Here is a 20,211-nt window from a genome sequence, read left to right on the forward strand (position 1 = left end):
GATCAATGGACGACGCTACTCATACTCCGTCTCAAATGGCAGATCAGGAACGGACGGGCGAGCCACGCCCGCCCTTCCCGCTCTTTGCGCTGAAGGATCACGACACTTTCCTGGTGGCCGACTCGTTCGGCGACATCGGCGGGGTCGGCGACGGGCTGTTCCACAACGACACCCGGGTGCTGTCGAAGTACCGGCTGACGCTGGGCGGCGAGGCGCCTTCGCATCTCAGCTCGTCGATGTCGCAAGACAACGTCTTCTTCCACTGCCACGCCACCAATCAGAACCTGCCGCTGCTCGGCGCGGCTGCGGCGCCGCACGGAACCATCCACCTGGAGCGCAAGCGTTTCCTGTGGGATCAGCGCTGCTACGAACGGCTGACCTTCGCCAACTATAGCCGCGACCTGGTCATGCTGCCGGTCAGCCTCGAATTCGGGGCCGACTTCAACGACATGTTCGAAGTGCGCGGCTCCAAGCGCGGTGCGCGCGGGGAGCGGATGACGCCGGTGGCGGAGGGGCGCTCGGTCCACTTTGCCTATACCGGTCTGGACGAGGTCGAGCGCGGTAGCGTGATCAGCTTTTCCGAACCGCCGGGCCGTCTGTCGTCCTCGCGGGCCGACTTTCTGTTCATGCTATCAGCCGACGACCGCTTCGAGCTCTATGTCGAGATCGGACCGACCCTGTCGCAGCCGCCAACCCGGCATCGCTGGCGCGAAGCCGCCGCGAGAGCCCGGCTAAGCATGCGCCAGCGCACGCGGCGCGGCGCCCGCCTGCACAGCTCGGGCAGGTTGTTCAACGAGTGGCTGGACAAGTCCCGCGCCGATCTGGCCCTGCTGACCACCGAGTTGGACACCGGTCCCTACCCCTATGCCGGCATTCCCTGGTTCTCGACGCCGTTCGGCCGGGACGCCATCATCACCGCCTGGCAGGTGCTGTGGATCCAGCCCGAACTGGCGCGTGGCGTGCTGGCCTATCTGGGCAAGCACCAGGCGGTCGAGATCTCTGCCTTCCAGGACAGCGCACCTGGCAAGATCATGCACGAGACCCGGCGTGGCGAGATGACCGCCCTGGGCGAACTTCCCTTTGGCCGCTATTACGGCGGGGTCGACACCACGCCCCTGTTCGTCGGCCTGGCCTGCGCCTATGCCGAACGCACGGGCGACATGAGCTTCATCGAGAGCCTGTGGCCAACTCTGCTCAAGGCCGTCGGCTGGATCGAACAGTTCGGCGACAGCAACGGCGACGGCTTGATCGACTATGCGCGCGGCGCGGCCAGCGGCCTGTCCAACCAGAACTGGAAGGACAGCGAGGACAGCGTCTTCCACGCCGATGGCAAGTTCCCCACCGGTCCCATCGCGGTGGTCGAAGTGCAGGGCTACGCCTATGCCGCCTTCAAGGGCATGGCGGACCTTGCCGAGCGTCGAGGCGACGCCGCCAACGGCCACCGCTGGGCCGAGCGCGCCGAAACTCTGCGCCAGACCGTGGAAGACCGCTTCTGGATGGAAGACCAGGGCTTCTACGCCATGGCCATCGACGGCGCGGGAAAGCCCTGCCGCGTGAAAGGCTCCAACCCCGGCCACCTGCTGTTTTCCGGCCTGCCCAGCCCCGAACGGGCCAAGCGGGTCACCGAGACCTTGCTGGGCTCGGCCTTCCACGCCGGCTGGGGGCTGCGGACGCTTGCCTCTGGCCAGCCGCGCTTCAATCCGATGTCCTATCACAACGGCTCGATCTGGCCGCACGACACGGCGCTTTGCGTGTTGGGCATGGCCCGTTATGGCGAGCGTCAGGGCGTGGTGCGGATGCTGGCCGGGCTGTTCGAGACCGCCGCCCATTTCGAGATGCGCCTACCTGAGTTGTTCTGCGGCTTCTCGCGCTCCGCCGGCGAACCGCCCGTGGCCTATCCCGTCGCCTGCCTGCCCCAGGCCTGGGCAGCCGGGTCGGTGTTCATGATGCTTCAGGCCTGCCTGGGCGTCACCGTGGACGGCTGGAAGGGCAAGGTCACCCTGAACGACCCGCGCTTGCCGATAGGCGTGGATCGCCTGGACATCGACAGCATTGTCATGGGCGACAAGGTCGTCGACATCCGCTTCAGCCGCTCGGGCGACAAGACCCGCGGTCGGGTCAATCGGCAGGGCTCGACGGCAGGGATATGGCCCGGTCGCCTGGCCTACTAGACCGTTCCCAGCCGCTTGATCGCGGCCAGCACCGAGCGCTCGGCGTCGCAATAGTCCTCCCAGGCCTTCAGCCTCTTCACCAGGGCTGGCGTCGTGCGGATCGTGTACTTGGCCGGATCCAGCCCCGTCTTCACCTGACCCCAGGTCAGGGGCATGGAGACCGGCGCGCCGGGCCGGCCGCGCGGCGAAAGAGGGGCGACCGCCGTCGCGGTGCGGTCGTTGCGCAGGTAGTCGAGGAAGATCCGGCCGCCGCGATCCTTCTTGGCCATGGTGATCAGGAACCGGTCTGGCGCGTCCGCCGCCATCGCCTTGCAAACGTCCCGGGCGAAGGTCTTGGCGGTCGGCCAGTCGATGGTCTCGGCCTTTAGCGGCGTGACCACGTGCAGGCCCTTGCCGCCGGTGGTCTTGCAGAAACTGACCAGACCCAAATCCTGCAATCGATCCCGTACTTCCCGCGCAGCTTCGATCACGGCTTTGAAGTCGATATCGGGCGCAGGATCGAGGTCGAACACCAGCCGCCCAGGAACTTCCGGCTTGAACGGTTGGCAGTTCCACGGATGCAGTTCCAGCGCCCCCACCTGAGCGGCGGCGACGAGGGCCTCGATGCGATCGATCTGCTGGTAGGGCTTCTTGTCGCCCCCGACCTCGACCTCAGTGAACAGCGACGACGACCCACGCGACAGGTGGCGTTGAAAGAAGGTCTCGCCGCCCACGCCCTCTGGCATGCGGATCAGCGAGCACGGCCGCCCCCGGATATGCTCGATCAGCCAATCGCCGACAGCCTCGTAGTACTGCGCCAGCTCGACCTTGGTGACCGGCTTGCCGTCGTTGGCGTCGGGCCAGAGGATCTTCGCGGCGCTGGAGATCGTCACGCCCATAACCACGGCTGAACCGCGTGGCGCGACGGTCGTCGTGATGGGCGTGACGGGCTGGGCCAGCTTGGCCTCTTCGACGGGCTCGGGGGTCTCGGCCTCAACCTCACTGGCCGGCTTGTCGGCTCGCAAGCCCTTGAACACGGCTTGGCGGATCGAGCCATCGCCCGTGAAGCCCGCATATTCGATCTCGGCCACCAGCTCGGGCCGGGCCCAGTGAACGCCAGCGGCTTTCTTCGGCGCGCCCTTGCCTGAAAAGGGGCTCTTGTCGGTCTCCAGGGCTTCTAGCTGCGGCAACAGCTTGGCCACCTTCTCGCGGCCAAAGCCCGTGCCGATCCGGCCCACATGGGCCAGATGACCGTCGCGATAGACCCCTGCAATCAGCGAGCGGAATGCGGCGCCCGTCGTGGTCCAGCCGCCGATCACCACCTCATGGCCCTGCCGACACTTCGACTTGGCCCAACTATCGCTGCGCCCGGACACATAAGGCGCGTCCAGCTTCTTGGAGATCACGCCTTCCAGGTCCATGCGGCAGGCAGACCGCAGGACGGCGTCCCCGGACGTCACGAAGTGATCGACATAGCGGATATTGGCCGGGGCCTTGGCGACCGCCGTCTTCAGCCGCGCCTTGCGGGCTTCCAGAGGCAGCGGACGTGTGTCCTCCATCCCCGCGAACAGGCAGTCGAAGACGAAGAAGATCAGGTCGTCGGTCTTGCCCTCGGAAATCGCCGCCTGCAGGGCCGCGAAGTCCGGCGCGCCAGTGTGGTCCAGAGCCACGACCTCGCCGTCGACGATCCCGTCCTTGAGCTTATCGCCCGACTTGACGATCGCTCGAAACTTCTCCGACCAGTCCAGTCCCTTGCGGGTCAGCAAGGTCGCGCGACCGCCTTCCGTGCGCAACTGCATGCGATAACCGTCGAACTTGATCTCATGGGCCCAACCGACCCCGCTTGGCGGCTTTTCCAGGGTCCTGCACAGCTGGGGCTCAACGAAATGCGGCAGGCTATCGACCGTCGGAGCCTTGGCAGCGGGCCGGGCGGCCGGCTTGGCGGCGCTGGGCGCGGCGGCCACCGTCGATCCGGCGTTCTCGCGGCTGTTCCAGACCGCCCCGGCCGCAGTCTTGGTCGAGGTCATGAAAGCGGTGGGCGCCTTGCCCTCCCCCGCTTCGATCTGGACCATGGTCCGTCCGGAGGCGATCGACCGATCCTCGGCCGCTAACGCGCCACCCTCGCCGTTCACCGCAGCCTCGTCCCGATGCTTGATGAGCAGCCAGTTCTCGCGCTTGGACTTGCCATCGGACCGCAGGCGCACCAGCACCCACGAGCCGTGCAGGCGTTCGCCGTCCATGACGAATTTCAGCTCGCCCTTCTCCAGGGCCTTGTCGATGTCGCCGGTCTCGGCTTCGGGCGCCCAGAAGCCGCGATCCCACAGTTGCACGACGCCGCCGCCGTACTGGCCCTTGGGAATGGTTCCTTCGAAGTCGCCATAGTCGAGGGGATGATCCTCGACCTCGACAGCCAGACGCTTGTCGGCCGGATCGAGGGACGGCCCGCGCGTCACCGCCCACGACTTGAAAACGCCGTCGTGCTCGAGCCGCAGGTCGAAATGCAGCCGCGTGGCGGCGTGTTTCTGAATAACGAACCGGAGGCGGTTGGACCTAGCGACCTTCGAGCCCTTGCCGGACGGCTCGGCCGTCTGCCCGAAGTCTCGCATCTGTTGGTAGCGGGAGAGTTTCGCCGTCGCCATGGTCGCCTCCAACAGGACTTTCACCTAACGTGCGCGGCGGCGACACGATCCAGCGCGTGACCGAACCAGAGAAGGTTCGGTCACGGCGGTCTGTTGTCGGGTCAGTTCGGCTTGCTGCCGAATTCAGCCATCAGCTCTTCCTTGCGGGCCGCCATGCGCTCGCCCATGGTTTCCAGCTCTTCGTCGCCCTTCTTGGCCTGGGCGAAGATGCCGCCGGGCTGCTCTTCTTCCTTCACGTGGTGCTTGATGTATTCGCCCAGCACCTTGACCTTCGCGTCATAGTACTCCTCGCTGGGCTTCATCGCCTCGATCTCGGCGATCAGCTTCTTGGCGCCGTCGTGTTCGACATAGGCTTCGTCGAGCATGTCGTCTTCGACCTCGCCGCGCGATTCCGGATAGAGGATTTCCTCTTCAATCTGGGTGTTGACCTTCAGGGCCAGGGCGATCTTGTTGAACAAGGCAAGCTTCTCGGCGTCGGACTCGAGTTGTTCGTACTCGTCGAACCAATCTTCGACCTCGCGGTGGTCCTTCTTGAGCAACGTGATGGCTAGCGGGTCGCGCCGGCTGGTGCGGCGCGTGCGGCGCGGCTTGGCGGACTTGGTTTTGGTCGCAGCTTTAGTCGCGGTCTTGGCAGAGGCGGCCATGGTATCTGTCCCTCTTGAAGTGAATGTTCTCCTCCCAAGCGGAAAGAGGGCTCGCTGGTTCCTGAAGCGGAGCTAGATGAGAGACGTTCTCGCAGGGTGACAAAATGGGGCTGAGTCGTCGCGGGGCGCCGCTCGTCTGTCGCCAGCGGCTTGGCCTCGCATGGCGACCGCCAAGCCGGCCTGACATCAGCGCGTCTGACAGTTCTCGACAGGACGACGACAAACGAAAAGGCCCCGACTTTCGCCGAGGCCTTTTTCAGTCAGTCACGATGGTACTGCCTCTCAGGCTTGAACTGAGGACCTCCGGTTCCACAAACCGGCGCTCTAACCAACTGAGCTAAGGCAGCGCATCGCGAGGGAGTGTCTTTAGTCGGAGGCGCGGGCCGGATCAAGCGTCGAAACAGCCCGCTCAATGGAAAACGCCCCGGAGCCGAGACTCCGGGGCGTTCCTGTCTTTTCCGGTCTGGCCGGGTCCTAGCTCGGGACCTGGAAGACGATCGGAACGGTGATGGCGCCGCCATCGACGGGAGCGCCGTCGAGGGTTTTTGGCTTCATCCGGAAGAGGCGCGACAGCTTCAAGGCTGCATCGCCAAAACCGTAGTCCGCAGGGTTCTCGGAGACCACAGAGCAGCCTTCCAAAGTACCCTTGGCCGTCACGGTGCACGAGATCGTCGCGCGGCCGTTGACTTCCATTCGTTGCGCACGGTCCGGGTAGTACCGGGCCATGTCGTCCCCGCCGGGCTTACGAGCCCAGTCAGGACGCGTGATAACCGAAGCGCGAGCCGGCGGATTTGCAGCCACTGGCGGAGCGGCCGATATCACCGGCGGAGCCGTTTGTTCCACCCGTTTTGCAACGGGAGGAATCTGCAGCGCCGGCGGGGGCGTGATGTCCGGCGGCGGCGCGATCGGAGGCCTGGGCTGAACCACCGCCGGCGGGGGCGGAGGCTCATTGGTCGGCGGAGGCGGCGGAGGAGGCGGCGGCGGCGGCGGCGGTGGGGGCGGGAGCTCCACATCCACGGCGTCGTCCGAATACTCCTTCATTACGGACTCGAACTTCTGCTTTGCCAGATAGGCAAACAAAGCAGCGTGCAAACCGACCACAAGCAGAGTCGCGACGCCGAAAGCGCCTAGACCCTTTTTACGGCGGGGGCCATCCGAGGTGAGCGGATCGTAGTGGCGATGCTCGGGCGTCTGTTGTTCAGCCATGCATTCACCCCTAGTTATCTTCCCGGCCGATGAGCGCCACGCTGTAGAAGCCGTTATCCTGGAGGGTGTTCATCACCTCCATGAAAGCTCCGTAGCGAGTCTTCTCGTCAGCCCGGATGTAGATACGCTCCTTCGTCGGATCGCGTCTGCCGATGTTCTTCGCGAGGTCTTGACCCATCGTATCAACGCTCGTTTCAAAGTCACCGATGTAAACTTTGCCCGACTGCTGGATCGATATGTAGACCGGCTTCGGCGGGGCATCCGACTGTTTCGCAACCGCCGGCGGCAGGTTTACTTCGACCGTCACGGAGGCGAGCGGAGCCGCCACCATGAAGATGATCAGGAGAACCAGCATAACGTCCACAAAGGGCGTAACGTTGATCTCGCTGTTCTGTTCGACGTTAAACCTGTCGCCCCCACCGCCTGAGAGTTTGGCGGCCATCGGAGTTACGCCCCTTTGTCGAGTTGGCGCGAGATGGCGTTCATCAGTTCAGCAACAAAGCCTTCCGACCGCGTGCCGTAGGCCGAGATGCGGGTCTGGAAGTAGTTGTAGAAGATAACCGCGGGAATAGCGGCGAACAGACCGATACCGGTGGCGAGCAGCGCTTCGGCGATGCCGGGAGCGACGACGGCCAGGTTGGTCGTGTTGGTGTTCGCGATGCCGATGAACGAGGTCATGATCCCGTAAACCGTACCGAACAGACCGATGAACGGACCGCCCGAGCCGACCGAGGCCAGGAACACCATGCCGCCCGACAGACGCTTAACCAGCGAGGCTTGCACCGCGTTGATGGCGTAGGTGGCGCGAGCGATGGTGGAGTCGCGGTGTTCGCCGCCGACAGCCAGACCAGCTTGACGCGACAGTTCGACTTCTTGAGCAGCCGCGGCGGCCATGTCGGCCATCGGGTTGCCTTCGAATTCTTCCGACGACCCGATGCGGGCGATGTCGGCGATCGAGCGAGCACCGCGGAAAGCTTCGAGGAACTTGTCCGACTGCTTGTTCAGCGCGCCGAACTCGAGAAGCTTCGTGATCAGCAGAACCCAGGAGAAGATCGAGGCGAGGATCAGGCCGATCATCACGACCTTAACGACAATGCCGGCTTGCACGAACATGCCGACCGGGGTCAGCGAGTGGCTTTCCTTGGCGGGTTCGGCGGCGGCAGGCTCCTCAGCCGCGACCGGAGCAGGAGCAGCAGCGGCGTCAGTAGCCGGGACTGCGGCGCTTTCGGCGGCGGCCGGGGCGGGAGCCGCGGCGTCCTGAGCGAAAGCCGGGGCGCTAGCCATCAGCGCGAGAGCGCCAACGAGAGCGATGAGGGGGGTCTTCCGTTTAATGTCGAGCATCTGTCGCCAGTTCCTGATTGGTCTAGCACGTTTGGACCGAGGGTCGTCGCGCGAGAGCGTTTCTACCCTAACTCTGAATAGTCCCCCAGGCGGCAGATTTCTCTGTCGATCCGGCGGACCCGCTTCGCTGCGCTCGACCCGTTACGCCCCTCGCGAGGACCAGGCCCTCCAGAAGGATCGTTTCGAAGCGCGAATGGCCAAAGCCCCCGGAGAGGCTTTGACCTTACCGCAATGTTAGAATTGCGGCAGGGGTCCTTTGGCAACCCCTTTTCGTACCGTCAAGGGGTTCTTCTGGGCACAAAATTATCGCCCCGGCGACGCTTGGGCCTCCCTTGCTGCGGCGCACAAAAGAGAAATCAGGATTTTGGGGCGGTTTTTCCCTGCCAGCGGGAATATTCACGCTGCACTGCAGCGCAACAACAAAACAGCGGTTGGTGAAAGACAGGCGCCCGGCGCGGCCGGTTGACCGCTATCGAACCGATCGGCCCAGCCGGGATTCCGGCGTCGTAAATCGATATCCCGAGCCCGGTCCGGCGACGCTCAAAGCTTCAGGATCATCGAGACCGGGGAGAAACGATGCGAAGCCGCTGCCGCGAAGCGAGGGGCCAACTGATCTAAATCATTGAAAAGGTGGTGGTGCCTGGAGCCGGATTCGAACCAGCGACACGCGGATTTTCAATCCGCTGCTCTACCAACTGAGCTATCCAGGCCCTTGGCCTAGCGGTTCGGAAACCGCTTCAGCGCCCGCCTTGCAGCGGGGAGCCGCGTCTATAGGCGAGGCCGATTTGGTTGTCCAGCGCCCTAATCGTCATTCCTGTAGATGTCTTCGGAGGATGGATTCTCGTCCTCGTCGTCCGTCGCCGGGACCACGTAGCGACCCGACAGCCATCGCTGCAGATCGACATCCGAGCAGCGCTTGGAACAGAAGGGACGGAAGGCCGGATCAACCGGCTTGCCGCAAATGGGGCAGCCACTGCTCATGTTGCGGACACCTCGATGCGTTCGACCGGCCAGCCCGCGACGGCTTCGACGACGAATCTCCGACCCAGACGATCGGCCACGCCGGCATCCAGCGTCGTGAAAGATTCGGCGACAGCGGGAGCGCATCGCGCGACGAGCCGACCGCCGGGGTCCGCCCTGCCCTCGCGCTCCAGCGCGCGCGCAACCCGGCGCGCCACGGCGGCGGGATTGGCCTCGCCCCTCGCATCCAGCAGTCGGTCGAGAATCGACCGGCCGCGCCGGGGAATCGTCATCTCCAGCGTCCCGAAGCGACTGATCGCCCCGATGGCCACGCCAGGATTGTCGACCGAGAAGGCGTTACGGGCCGCCGTCGACAGGGCCTGACCATCATGGCCGCGCCCGACGAGGTCGAAAACGACGATCCCGCCCAGCCCCTTCAGTCGCAGAACGCGCGCGGCCACGCCCAGGGCCGCCATATTGGCCTGGCGGGCGGCGCGCTTGGCGTCGAGGCCTTCGCGCGCGCCCAGATCGACATCCACCGCCACCAGCGCGCGGGTCGGCTCTATACTGATATCGCCGCCGCCCGGCAGGGCGAAGATCGTCTCCAGCGCCTCGGCCTCGGCTGCCTCCACGGCCTGCAGAGCAGCCTCACCGCCGGTCGGCGATCCGGATTTCACCAGCAGGCGCAGTTGTTGGTCGACGGTGAAGGCGGGCTCGAGCACGCGCGGCTCCCCCTCCCCTTCTCCGATCAAGCGGGCCACCGCCGACTTGTCGCGGCGCGAGGGGGTGCGGATCTCGATCTCGACCAGACCACCCTCGACCAGCTTGGGCATGTCGGGCCGCAGAGGCAGCAAGACGTCCTGGCCGCCAGGCAGCTGGACGAAGGCCGAAGCGAAGGCCTTTTCGATCTTGCGAATGCGGGCCACGCCGCGAACGCCTTCGACGTCGAGCGGATCGTCGCCGTCCCAAGTGGCGATCAGCCGCTCGGGGCGACCATCCAAGGTGACGACGCCGACGGTCTCGCCGACACCTCTATAGAGATAGGCGCGTCTCTCGCTCATGACGTGGCGCTCATCGTGCTTTCCAGCCCAGGCCGTGCAGCAGGTTCAACGTCTCGTACAGCGGCAAGCCGACGACGCCGGTATAGGAGCCGTGCAGGTCGATGATGAAACCGCCGGCCACGCCCTGAACGGCGTAGCCGCCCGCCTTGCCGCGCCATTCGCCGCCGGCCAGATAGTCGGCCTTCTCAATGTCGGACAACTGCTTGAGCTGAACCCGGGTCTCGACCAGTCGCGAGGCCTCGCGGCCATCAGGCGCGACGAGGGCGACGGCGGTCAGCACCTTGTGATTGCGGCCCGACAGCAGGGCCAGGCATTTGGCCGCCTGGTCCTCGGTCTCGGCCTTGGGCAGGATGCGACGTCCGACTGCGACCACCGTGTCGGCAGCCAGGACAAAGTCGCCCGGCGCTCGTCCCGCGACGGCGCGCACCTTTTCGCGTGCGAGGCGCAGGGCGTGGAGCCGCGGTGTCTCGTCGCGCAGGGGCGTTTCATCAATGTCGGCGGGATCGACCCGGTCGGGCGTGACGCCGACCTGCGCCAGCAGGTCCAGGCGCCGGGGGCTTGCGCTGGCCAGAACCAGCGCCGGCTGGGCGGCCGTAGCGGAAGCCATCGCCCCTACTTGAAGCGGTAGGTGATACGGCCCTTGGTCAGGTCGTAGGGGGTCATCTCGACCAACACCTTGTCGCCGGCCAGCACGCGGATACGGTTCTTGCGCATCTTGCCGGCGGTGTGGGCGATGATCTCGTGGGCATTTTCCAGCGTCACGCGAAAGGTCGCGTTGGGCAGCAGTTCGCTGACCGTACCGGGAAACTCGAGAAGTTCTTCCTTAGCCATCAGGCCTCTCAATTGGAGCAAACAGATAGCCGCGAGGACGCCCCGACCGGGTGGTCGGGACGTGGGCCAGCGCGGCGAGGCGCCTCTATAGCGCATTCACCCCCCGAACGTCGATGGCGCGCCGAAACGTCTCTTGATGGCTTCAGCCAAGCCGTCGCGGACCTCGCGATAGGCCTCCAGCCGCGCCTCGCGCGAGCCGTCGACGAGGGTGGGATCGTGGGTCGGCCAGTACTCGATATCGGTCGCCCGGTCCCGCGCCAGCTCGACGGCGCGGTGCTGGGCCTCGGGCGTCAGCGAAACGACGACGTCGAAACTGTCGTCTTCCAGCTGGGCGAAGGTCTTGGGTTTATGCTCGGAAACATCCAGTCCCAGCTCGTCCATCACGGCGACCACGAACGGATCGATACCCTCGTCAGTGGGGTCGCCGCGCAGTCCGCACGAATCAACGAAGGCCCGGGCGCCGTAAAAGCGCTTGAACAGCCCCTCGGCCATCGGCGATCGCACCCGGTTGTAGTTGCAGGTGAAGAGTACGGCGTCCGGCAGATCTGCGGGCACCGTCCCTAGCCTCGCCAGTGCAGCGCGCAGATCAGGGTGAACAGGCGCCGCGCGGTGTCCAGGTCGGTCTTGACCTTGCCCTCAAGCCGCTCGCGCAGCAGCGAGGAGCCTTCGTTGTGCAGACCGCGCCGGCCCATATCCAAGGCCTCGATCTGCTGCGGCGTCGAATTGCGGATCGCCGAATAATAGCTGTCGCAGATCATGAAGTAGTCCTTGATCACCCCCTTGAAGGGCGACAGGGACAGCAGGTGCCGACGCTCCCATCTCTCGTCTTGCGGGCCGGGACCGCCGATGTCGAAGGCCAGGCGGTTCTCGATCAGCGACAGCTTCAGATCGTAGGGGCCAACGCTCGCCTCGGCCGGCTCGAAATAGTTGGAGTCCAGCAGGTCGAAGATGGCGACCTGCCGCTCCTGCTCCTGGTCGCGCGAGGCGGCCGCGAGGCTGCCATCGTCGATGACGATGGACTTCAGATACTGAGTGGCTTTGGCGTCGGTCATGTGTCGCGCGAGATTTACGCGTCAGCCCTGGGAAGGCAACCGCCCAAGGAGGCGAATGGATGCCGAAAGCGCGTGCGCCGGCAGTCCCTCGGCCCTGGCCAGGGCGGCCGTGTGCGGCCCGAGGATCGCGAACGAAGCCGCGTCGCACTTCACGATCGAGGTGCGCTTGAGGAAGTCGTAGATCGACAGCCCCGACTGGAAGCGCGCGGCGCGGCTGGTGGGCAGCACATGGTTGGAGCCGGCCACATAGTCGCCGATGGCCTCCGGCGTCAGGCGACCCAGGAAGATCGCGCCGGCGTGGCGCACGCGGTCCGACAGACGCTCGGGATTATCCAGGGCGAACTCGACGTGCTCCGGAGCGATGGCGTCGATCAGGGCCGGGCTCTCGTCCAGCGGCGCGATGATCACCGCGCCGTGGTCGCGCCATGAGGCGGCGGCGTCCTCGCCTGTGGCCAGGGTTTTCAGGCGCGCGATGACGGCGGCCTCGACGGCGGCGGCGAAGGCCGGATCGTCGGTGATCAGGATCGACTGGGCGGCGGGGTCGTGCTCGGCCTGGCTGAGCAGGTCGGCGGCGATCCAGTCGGGATTGTTCCTGTTGTCGGCCACGACGACGATCTCGGACGGTCCAGCCAGGGCGTCGATGCCGACCACGCCATACAGCCGACGCTTGGCGGCGGTGACATAGGCGTTGCCCGGGCCGACGATCTTGTCGACGGACTGGATCGGTCCGGCGCCATAGGCCAGGGCCGCCACGGCCTGCGCCCCGCCGATGCGCCAGATCTCGGTGACGCCGGCTTCCTTGGCGGCGGCCAGCACGGCCGGCTGCAGCTTGCCGGGCGGGGTGACCATGGCGATGCGGTCCACGCCGGCCACCTGAGCAGGCACCGCGTTCATCAGCACGGTCGAGGGATAGGCAGCGCGGCCGCCGGGCACATAGACGCCCACGGCCTCGATGGGCGTCCAGCGCCAGCCGAGCTCGACACCGGCCTCATCGGTCCAGGCCTGGTCGGCCGGACGCTGGCGAGCGTGATAGGCGCGAATGCGAGCAGCGGCGAAGGCTATGGCCTCGCGCACGTCGGCGGAGGTCTGCGCAGCGCCGGCCTCGATCTCTTCGGCGGTGACGCGGACGGTTTGCTCGGTCAGGTCAACGCGGTCGAACTTGCGGGTCAGGTCCAGCACGGCCTGGAGGCCGCCGGTCTTGACGACCTCAAGCACCTGGACGACGGACGCCTCGACATCAGCCGGCGAACCCCGATCCTCCTCGAGGAAGGCCTTGAAGGTGGCGGCGAAATCGGGGGCGGAGAAGTCGAAGCGGCGCATGGGCGTGTAGATGCGGTTTTTTGACGAGGAGACAAGGGGGTTTCGGCAAATCCTCCCCCTGAAGGGGGATGCGGCCGGAGGCCGGTGGGGGAAGACTGCAATGAGCCAGCAGTCACTTCCCCCACCGTCGGCTTCGCCGACACCTTCCCCGCTAGGGGGAGGATTAGTCGCTTGCCCTAACCCGTACCCAGCCCCGCATCATCCCCCAATAGACCGCGCCCGCCAGCGCCAGCCCGATGAACCACGCATAGGCATAGAGCCCCGTCCAGAACGCCCCCACGCCGCCGAACATGTGCGGCGCTGCCGAGGCCAGGAACCCCGGCAGGTTTGGCGCAACGCCCACCGCCAGCGCCGCCAGCGCGGCCGGATTCCAGCCGCCGCGATAGGCGTAGGCCCCGCCCTTCTCGTAGAGATCGCCCACCGCCAGCTCGGTTTTCCGGAGAAACCAGTAGTCCACGATCAGTATGCCGGCGATCGGCCCCAGCAGCGCCCCGTAGCCGACCAACCACACGAAGATGTAGCCCTGGGTGGTCTCCAGCAGCTTCCACGGCATGATCAGCACGCCGATCCCCGCCGTAATCCAGCCGCCGATGCGATAGGTGATCTTGCTGGGCCACAGGGCCGAAAAGTCATAGGCCGGCCCGACCAGATTGGCGGCGATGTTGCAGCACACCGTGTCGAGGCTGATGATCAGCAGGCCGATGACCACGGCGATCCCGCCGATGTCGCCGGCCAGTTGCACCGGGTCCCACACAGCCTTGCCGAAGACGATGACCGTGGCCGAGGTAGTGATCACGCTGACCAGCGCCAGCAGTCCCATCGGGATCGGCAGGCCGAGAGCCTGACCCAGGATCTGGTCGGTCTGCTTCTTTGCGAACCGCGTGAAGTCCGGAATGTTCAGGGCCAAAGTCGCCCAGAAGCCGACCATCGCCGTCAAGGCCGGTACGAAGACGCTCCAGAACTGGCCGGCCTTGGCGCCGCCGGCCGCAAAGGCCGAGGGCTGATGGAAGATCGGACCCAAGCCTCCGGCCTTGTCCATCGCCCACCAAACCATCAGGGCGCAGATGATCAGTTTGATCGGGGCCGTCCAGGTCTCCAGCCGGCGCACGGCGGTCAGGCCCTTGGTCACGAACAGCAGCTGGATGCCCCAGAAGGCAAGGAACGACAGCAGCTGTCCGACGCCAATGCCCAGCAAGGGGATCGGCGCGCCCACGAGGCTGCGGCCCAGAATCACGCCCAGAAGGGTCAACAGCGCGCCGCCGCCGATCCAGGTCTGGATGCCGTACCAGCCGCAGGCGACCACTGCCCGGGCGACGGCGGGAATGCGCGCGCCCTTCCAGCCGAACGAGGCTCGCGCCAGCACCGCATAGGGCACGCCGTGCTTGGCCCCGGCATGGCCGATCAGCAGCATTGGCACGAGCACGATAAGATTGCCCAGCAGCACGGTGGCCACGGCTTGTCCGGCCGACATCCCCTGCTCGATCAGGCCCGAGGCCAGCATGTAGGCGGGTACGCAGATGACCATCCCCAGCCACAGGGCGGCGAAGTGCCACCAGCGCCAGGTGCGTTGCACCTCACCGGTTGGAGCCAGATCTTCGTTCCAGAGGTCGCTGTCGGGGGCGCTCATGCGTCGGCTTCCCGCGGGCATATGGCGTCAGGTCGCGCCGGCCCCCGCCTCGGACGCGATAGCCGAGCTTAGGGGGCGTCGGGGGGAACTGGCAATCGGCGGAACGGCGGCCGGCCGTTCCGCTCGATGTCGGATAGGTTAGGTCAGCCCCGCATAGGCCAAGGTCGCCGCGCCCGCGCCAAGTACGAGGAACAGGCTCACAAGAACGAGGCGCCCCCAGTCGAAACAGGGACCGCCGTGCCGAAGCACGGGTGGAGCGGGTTTGGTGATGTCGCACGCACGGAAAAACACCGACTGGGTTTCCCCGGTCGCATAGGACTTCCTGGCCATGGCGGCCTCCTAACGATGCTCGCGCCCCTAACGGGCGCGTGGCGTTAACCTAGCACCATTACCGCCAGAGGCGAGTTCGCGCGTGATCACTAGCGCGTGGGACGAATCCTCGGCGCCGCGACTGCTCGTTTGGAAGTCACCTTAAGGGCATGCCCACAAATCGCGCAGGGCGCCTAGTCTGCGTGCCCAGGCTGGCGGGGCGTAGCCCAAGGCTCGGAGACGTCGGCCAGCACGACGTCCAGGCAGTCAACGACGACCCGCAGATCTCCGCCGCCGGCGAAGGTCAGCAGCACCGTTCCACCCGGAGCCTCGCCGGGCTCGAAGCTGATCGACAGCAGCTCGACGACGGCGCCCTTGGCGTCGCGCTTGAGGTTGCGCGCCTGGACGCCCGTGACGTCGCCTAGCTGTAGGGCCGAGCGCACGCGCTCGCCCTCCACGCCGCTCTTGACCTTCTTGCCCGCGACTTCCCAGCGAAAGCGATTGCAGGCCAGGGTCAGGGTGCGGGCCTGAGCGTCCCACCGGATGTCGCCGATCTTGGCGACGGCGTCCTGCAGGGCGGCCGACAGCACCGCCAGATCGTCGGCGTCCTGGGCTAGCAGTCGAAGGGCGGGCACGGTCTTGCTCATGATCAGAGTTCCGGCTCGCCGTCGCCCTGGATGCGGCGCACCTGAGCCCCGCAGGCGGTGAGTTTTTCTTCCAGCCGCTCGAAGCCGCGATCCAGGTGATAAATCCGCGACACGGTGGTCTCGCCGCGCGCGACCAGACCGGCGATCACCAGACTGACGGACGCCCGCAGATCGGTGGCCATCACCTCGGCGCCTTCCAGCTGGGAGACGCCGCGCACGCGGGCCTCGCCGCCGGATACCGAGATGTCGGCGCCCAGGCGCATCAGCTCGGGCGCGTGCATGAAACGGTTCTCGAAGATGGTCTCGCGGATGCGGCTTTCGCCGTCGGCCACGGTCATCAGGGCCATGAACTGGGCCTGCAGGTCGGTGGCGAAGCCCGGAAAGGCCGCAGTCTCGATGTCGACCGCCTTCAGGCGCTCGACATTGCGGCGGATGATGACGCCATCGGCCGTGCGCTCGACGCCGCAACCGGCCTCTTCCAGCTTGTCCAACAGGCTGTCGATCAGGCCTGGACGCGCCTTGGTCAGGCGCACTTCGCCGCCGGCCATGGCGGCGGCGACGGCATAGGTGCCCATCTCGATCCGGTCGGGGATCACCGAATGGGTCGCGCCGTGCAGACGGGCGACGCCGGTGATGGTCACAGTCGAGGTCCCTGCCCCTTCCACCTTGGCGCCCATGGCGTTCAGGCATTCCTGCAGGTCGATCAGCTCGGGCTCGCAGGCGGCGTTGTGCAGCACCGTGGTCCCTTGGGCCAGCACGGCGGCCAGCATGGCGTGCTCGGTCGCGCCCACCGACACGATCGGGAAGGTGATCTCGGCGCCCTGCAGCCCGCGCGGGGCCTGGGCGTAGACATAGCCCTCGTGCAGGTCGATCTTGGCGCCCAGGGCCTCCAGGGCCTGAAGGTGCAGGTCGACCGGACGAGCGCCGATGGTGCAGCCGCCGGGCAAGGAAACCTTGGCCTGGCCGGTGCGGGCGATCAGCGGGCCCAGCACGTTGAACGAGGCGCGCATCTGGCTGACCAGCTCATAGGGCGCAAAGCCGCTGGTGATCTCCGGCGCATGCAGCAGGGTCTGCTGGCCGTCGGCGCCGTCGCTCTCGGTGACGCTGACGCCAAGGCGCATCAGCAGCTTGCCCAAGAACCGGGTGTCGGCCAGGCGCGGCATATTGGTCAGGCGCAGCGGCTCGTCGGTGAGCAGGCTGGCGGCCATCAGCTTGATGGCCGAGTTCTTGGCGCCGCTGACCGGGATTTCCCCGTTCAGTCGCGCGCCGCCGATGATGGCGATGCGATCCAATGTCGTCCCTCGAGCGCGCGACGGGGACGGATCGTCGCGCGGGTCACATGTGAGGGGCGGGTTCTATCCGTTGCAAGAGGGCATGCAAGGGGCGTGGCTCAAATGGGCGCGGAAAGGTCATAGGGTCGGCCGTCCGGCCAGCGCAGTTCGTGGGTCGTGCTGGCCAGATCAAGCGCCACCTGGGCCAGCTCGATGGCCCGCTTCAGCGCCTGCAAGCCGTCCAGGCCGAACGCCGCCTTGCCATGATCGCTGTCGAACTGTCCGCCGTCGCCGACCAGCCTCACCGCGCAACAGACCTCGTTCGACCCGGGCGCGGGATAGGTGGCGGAAATTTCCAGGGTCAGGACGACTTGCTCACCATCGCGGTGCCCCACGCCATCCAGGCGACGCGCGACGCTGTAAGGTTGCGGCGCGGCTTCGGCGGCGGCGACCGCCCTATCCTCGCCCCCGCTAGAAGGGCGCGCGGCGGCCTTTCGCCTGCGCAGGTTGGTCCTGAGCGCCTCGGCGAGCCTGGCTTCGCGGAGGGATTTGTCGTCGGGGATCGGCATGCGCGAGGGGTGCGGCGACGAAGTCTGTGGGTCAAGTCGCATTTGGGCTTTGCATTCGCGATTTGGCTCGCTATACGCCCCTCCTCTTCGCCGCGGTAGCTCAGTGGTAGAGCGCATCCTTGGTAAGGCTGAGGTCCAGGGTTCGAGTCCCTGTCGTGGCACCATCGGTCCCAGATCCCCAAGGGGTTTGGGACCGACCTACTCCCCACAATCAAGCGAAGAGACGTCCGACCGGGTGAGCGCGACAGTCTGTCGCCTATTCGATGGCGAGGATGACGTTCGACGGTTCGATGATCGCGACCGCCCGCTGACCGACCGATAGCGCCATCGCGTCGGCGTGCTGGCGAGGCACGGTCGCCACCAGGGTCTTGCCGGCACTGAGGGTCAGGCGGATCTCGCTGGCGGTTTCGCTGTCCTCGCGGTCGGCTACCATGGCGACCAACAGGTTCCGCCCGGGCGAGGCGTCGCGCGCCACGGTCACGAAGCTGGACTTGATCAGGGCGATGGCCGGTTTGCCGACCGCCAGGCCCAGTTCGTCCGCGCTGCGCCGGGTGATCACCGAGACGATCTCGACGCCGTCGCCCAGCGACAGCGCCACCTCGACAGTCACCGCGCCGTCGCCAATCCGGGCGACCGTCCCGCGCAAGGCGTTGCGGGCGCTGGTCCGCAGACCCAGGCTCCAGAAGAGATCGCCCAGACCCTGCTCGGGCGCAGAGGCGAGGCCTGCTTCGAGGCGCACCAGGGCCGCGCCGATCTCGCGCTCGACCTCGCGGAAGGCCCCGATCACGGCATGACCACGCGGAGTGATGGTCGCCGCCCCACCCGACTTGCCGCCGGCGCTGGCGGCGATCAAGGGCGCGTCGAACAGGTTGTTCAGGGCCTGGACCGCGTCCCACGCAGCCTTGTAGCTCAAACCCAGCCGCTTGGCGGCGGCGGTGATCGAGCCTAGTTCGCCGACTGCCTCGATCAGGGCGATGCGCTCCAGCCCGACCCGGGCCAAGGCGCCCCGACGCAGGACGAGCGAGGCGCTGAGTTCGCCGTCGATGGACATGGTCGCTCCTGATCATGCGGGACAGCGTTATGTAGTCTTGCTACATAACGCTGGTTCGTTGTCGACTCCAAGCCTGACGAGGTCCCGCATGATCGCTCGCCGCCCGTTCCTCGCCGTGGCCTTCGCCAGCGCGCTCTCGTTGCTGGCGGGAGCGTCGGCCCTAGCCGCCGAGACCAAGGTCGCCGTCGCCGCCAACTTCACCGAGCCGGCCAAGGAGATCGCCGCGAAGTTCGAGGCCCGGACCGGCCACAAGGCGACCTTGAGCTTTGGCTCGTCCGGCCAGTTCTACACCCAGATCGCCAATGGCGCGCCGTTCGAAGTCTTTCTGTCGGCCGACGCTGAGCGCCCGACCAAGGCTGAGACCGAGGGCTTGGCGGTGGCCGGCACGCGGTTCACCTACGCGACCGGACGGCTGGTGCTGTGGAGCAAAACCCTGGGCCTCGTCGATGGCAAGGGCGCTGTGCTGGCCAAGGGTAAGTTCGAGAGGCTGGCCATCGCCGAACCCAAGTCCGCGCCCTACGGCCAGGCCGCCGTCGAGACCCTCACCAGGATGAAGCTTCAAGACGCCCTGAAGCCGAGGATCGTCATCGGCTCGTCGATCACCCAGGCCTTCCAGTATGTGCAGACCGGCGCGGCCGAACTGGGCTTCGTGGCGCTTTCTCAGGTGATCGCCGAGAAGGGCGGGTCGCGCTGGATCGTGCCCTCGAGCTACCACACCCCTATCGACCAGCAGGCCGTGCTGCTGAAGACCGGCGCCAACAACGACGCAGCAAAGGCGTTCCTGGCCTTCTTGAAGGGCCGGGAAGCCAAGGCCATCATCAAGCGTTACGGCTACGAGGTTCGCTGATCCATGCTTTCGGTGCTGTGGCTGACGGTCAAGCTGGCGGGGATCACGACCATTCTGCTGCTGATCCTGGCCACGCCCCTGGCCTGGTGGCTGGCGCGGGGAACCTCGCGCTGGAAACCCGTGGTCGGCGCCGTGGTCGCCCTGCCAATCGTCCTGCCGCCGACGGTGCTGGGCTTCTATCTGCTGATCGCCTTGGGTCCGCACAGTGTGCTGATGGCGCCCCTTCAGGTGCTGGGCGTTCGCACCCTGGCCTTCACCTTCGAAGGCCTGGTGATCGGTTCGCTGATCTATTCCCTGCCCTTCGCGGTTCAGCCTCTGCGCAACGCCTTCATCGCCCTGGGCGACGAGCCGATGGAGGCCGCCGCCACCTTGGGCGCGTCATGGTGGGAGAGCTTCCTGCGCGTGGCTCTGCCGCTGGCCCTGCCCGGCTACGCGGTCGCCGCCATCCTGTCTTTCGCCCACACGGTCGGAGAGTTCGGCGTGGTGATGATGCTGGGCGGCGGCATTCCGGGCGAGACCCAGGTGCTGTCGGTCGAGATCTTCCAGTTGGTCGAGCAACTGCGCTGGAGCGAGGCGCACCGGTTGGCGGGACTGCTGCTGGCGTTTGGATTCCTGGTGACGCTGACGCTGCTGCTGATGGAGCGGCGGGCGACGAGGACTTCTTGATCCCGCTCTCCCCGGCGAAC

General features: G+C 66.3%; 21 protein-coding genes and 3 tRNA genes. 4 read left to right on the forward strand and 20 right to left on the reverse strand.

Annotation, left to right across the window (positions count from 1 at the left end; genetic code table 11):
* The first annotated feature begins 5 nt into the window (after positions 1–5).
* Positions 6–2,171 carry a glycogen debranching N-terminal domain-containing protein gene (locus tag ACP69S_RS00965; protein ID WP_425993979.1) on the forward strand — a complete coding sequence of 722 codons (2,166 nt, stop codon included), beginning with the start codon at positions 6–8 and terminating at the stop codon, positions 2,169–2,171.
* On the opposite strand, the gene ligD is transcribed toward ACP69S_RS00965, so the two are convergent.
* The 19 genes from ligD to ACP69S_RS01060 form a co-directional block, all read right to left on the reverse strand.
* Positions 2,168–4,789: a DNA ligase D gene (gene ligD, locus ACP69S_RS00970; RefSeq protein ID WP_425993981.1), complete on the reverse strand. Its 2,622-nt coding sequence runs from the start codon at positions 4,787–4,789 to the stop codon at positions 2,168–2,170. The genes ACP69S_RS00965 and ligD overlap by 4 nt on opposite strands.
* Before the next feature lie 101 nt (positions 4,790–4,890).
* Entirely contained in the window at positions 4,891–5,433 is a 543-nt protein-coding gene (locus ACP69S_RS00975) for a hemerythrin domain-containing protein (RefSeq protein ID WP_425993983.1), read from the reverse strand.
* 270 nt (positions 5,434–5,703) lie between these two features.
* A tRNA-His gene (locus ACP69S_RS00980) sits at positions 5,704–5,780 on the reverse strand.
* 127 nt (positions 5,781–5,907) lie between these two features.
* The gene (locus ACP69S_RS00985; protein ID WP_425993985.1) at positions 5,908–6,639 is read right to left on the reverse strand and encodes an energy transducer TonB; all 732 of its coding nucleotides are present in this window, start codon (positions 6,637–6,639) and stop codon (positions 5,908–5,910) included.
* A 10-nt stretch (positions 6,640–6,649) separates the two neighbouring features.
* Positions 6,650–7,081, reverse strand: coding sequence for a biopolymer transporter ExbD (locus tag ACP69S_RS00990; protein WP_425993987.1), 432 nt, complete (start codon positions 7,079–7,081; stop codon positions 6,650–6,652).
* 5 nt (positions 7,082–7,086) lie between these two features.
* A complete protein-coding gene (locus ACP69S_RS00995; protein ID WP_425993989.1) occupies positions 7,087–7,980 on the reverse strand; it encodes a MotA/TolQ/ExbB proton channel family protein in 894 nt (297 codons plus the stop codon).
* A 634-nt stretch (positions 7,981–8,614) separates the two neighbouring features.
* Positions 8,615–8,690 (reverse strand) — tRNA-Phe (locus tag ACP69S_RS01000).
* A 91-nt stretch (positions 8,691–8,781) separates the two neighbouring features.
* Positions 8,782–8,961, reverse strand: coding sequence for a DNA gyrase inhibitor YacG (locus ACP69S_RS01005; RefSeq protein ID WP_425993991.1), 180 nt, complete (start codon positions 8,959–8,961; stop codon positions 8,782–8,784).
* Positions 8,958–10,001, reverse strand: coding sequence for a ribonuclease E/G (locus tag ACP69S_RS01010; RefSeq protein ID WP_425993993.1), 1,044 nt, complete (start codon positions 9,999–10,001; stop codon positions 8,958–8,960). Before ACP69S_RS01010 ends, ACP69S_RS01005 begins: the two co-directional genes overlap by 4 nt.
* Positions 10,002–10,011: 10 nt before the next feature.
* The gene (locus ACP69S_RS01015; protein ID WP_425993995.1) at positions 10,012–10,608 is read right to left on the reverse strand and encodes a Maf family nucleotide pyrophosphatase; all 597 of its coding nucleotides are present in this window, start codon (positions 10,606–10,608) and stop codon (positions 10,012–10,014) included.
* A gap of 5 nt (positions 10,609–10,613) precedes the next feature.
* A complete protein-coding gene (infA, locus tag ACP69S_RS01020) occupies positions 10,614–10,832 on the reverse strand; it encodes a translation initiation factor IF-1 (RefSeq protein WP_035044427.1) in 219 nt (72 codons plus the stop codon).
* A 96-nt stretch (positions 10,833–10,928) separates the two neighbouring features.
* Positions 10,929–11,387 carry a low molecular weight phosphatase family protein gene (locus ACP69S_RS01025; RefSeq protein ID WP_425993997.1) on the reverse strand — a complete coding sequence of 153 codons (459 nt, stop codon included), beginning with the start codon at positions 11,385–11,387 and terminating at the stop codon, positions 10,929–10,931.
* Between the two features lie 5 nt (positions 11,388–11,392).
* Positions 11,393–11,884, reverse strand: a complete 492-nt coding sequence (locus ACP69S_RS01030) for a UPF0262 family protein (RefSeq protein ID WP_425993998.1) — start codon at positions 11,882–11,884, stop codon at positions 11,393–11,395.
* 21 nt (positions 11,885–11,905) lie between these two features.
* Positions 11,906–13,204: a histidinol dehydrogenase gene (gene hisD, locus ACP69S_RS01035; protein WP_425994000.1), complete on the reverse strand. Its 1,299-nt coding sequence runs from the start codon at positions 13,202–13,204 to the stop codon at positions 11,906–11,908.
* Positions 13,205–13,367: 163 nt separating this feature from the next.
* The gene (locus ACP69S_RS01040) at positions 13,368–14,831 is read right to left on the reverse strand and encodes an NCS1 family nucleobase:cation symporter-1 (protein ID WP_425994002.1); all 1,464 of its coding nucleotides are present in this window, start codon (positions 14,829–14,831) and stop codon (positions 13,368–13,370) included.
* Positions 14,832–14,969: 138 nt separating this feature from the next.
* Positions 14,970–15,161: a hypothetical protein gene (locus tag ACP69S_RS01045; RefSeq protein WP_425994003.1), complete on the reverse strand. Its 192-nt coding sequence runs from the start codon at positions 15,159–15,161 to the stop codon at positions 14,970–14,972.
* A 173-nt stretch (positions 15,162–15,334) separates the two neighbouring features.
* Entirely contained in the window at positions 15,335–15,787 is a 453-nt protein-coding gene (locus ACP69S_RS01050) for a DUF2948 family protein (protein ID WP_425994005.1), read from the reverse strand.
* A 2-nt stretch (positions 15,788–15,789) separates the two neighbouring features.
* Positions 15,790–17,079, reverse strand: coding sequence for a UDP-N-acetylglucosamine 1-carboxyvinyltransferase (murA, locus tag ACP69S_RS01055; protein ID WP_425994007.1), 1,290 nt, complete (start codon positions 17,077–17,079; stop codon positions 15,790–15,792).
* Positions 17,080–17,177: 98 nt separating this feature from the next.
* A complete protein-coding gene (locus ACP69S_RS01060; RefSeq protein ID WP_425994009.1) occupies positions 17,178–17,669 on the reverse strand; it encodes a hypothetical protein in 492 nt (163 codons plus the stop codon).
* 47 nt (positions 17,670–17,716) lie between these two features.
* Between ACP69S_RS01060 and ACP69S_RS01065 the strand changes: the two genes are divergently transcribed.
* A tRNA-Thr gene (locus ACP69S_RS01065) sits at positions 17,717–17,791 on the forward strand.
* Positions 17,792–17,883: 92 nt separating this feature from the next.
* Here ACP69S_RS01065 and ACP69S_RS01070 read toward each other — a convergent pair.
* Entirely contained in the window at positions 17,884–18,678 is a 795-nt protein-coding gene (locus tag ACP69S_RS01070; RefSeq protein WP_425994011.1) for a TOBE domain-containing protein, read from the reverse strand.
* A gap of 88 nt (positions 18,679–18,766) precedes the next feature.
* On the opposite strand from ACP69S_RS01070, the gene modA reads away from it, so the two are divergent.
* Entirely contained in the window at positions 18,767–19,525 is a 759-nt protein-coding gene (gene modA, locus ACP69S_RS01075; RefSeq protein ID WP_425994012.1) for a molybdate ABC transporter substrate-binding protein, read from the forward strand.
* A 3-nt stretch (positions 19,526–19,528) separates the two neighbouring features.
* A complete protein-coding gene (gene modB / locus ACP69S_RS01080; protein ID WP_425994014.1) occupies positions 19,529–20,191 on the forward strand; it encodes a molybdate ABC transporter permease subunit in 663 nt (220 codons plus the stop codon).
* Positions 20,192–20,211 lie beyond the last annotated feature (20 nt).

The sequence above is a fragment of the Caulobacter sp. DWR1-3-2b1 genome, assembly GCF_049895765.1.
Classification (GTDB): domain Bacteria; phylum Pseudomonadota; class Alphaproteobacteria; order Caulobacterales; family Caulobacteraceae; genus Caulobacter.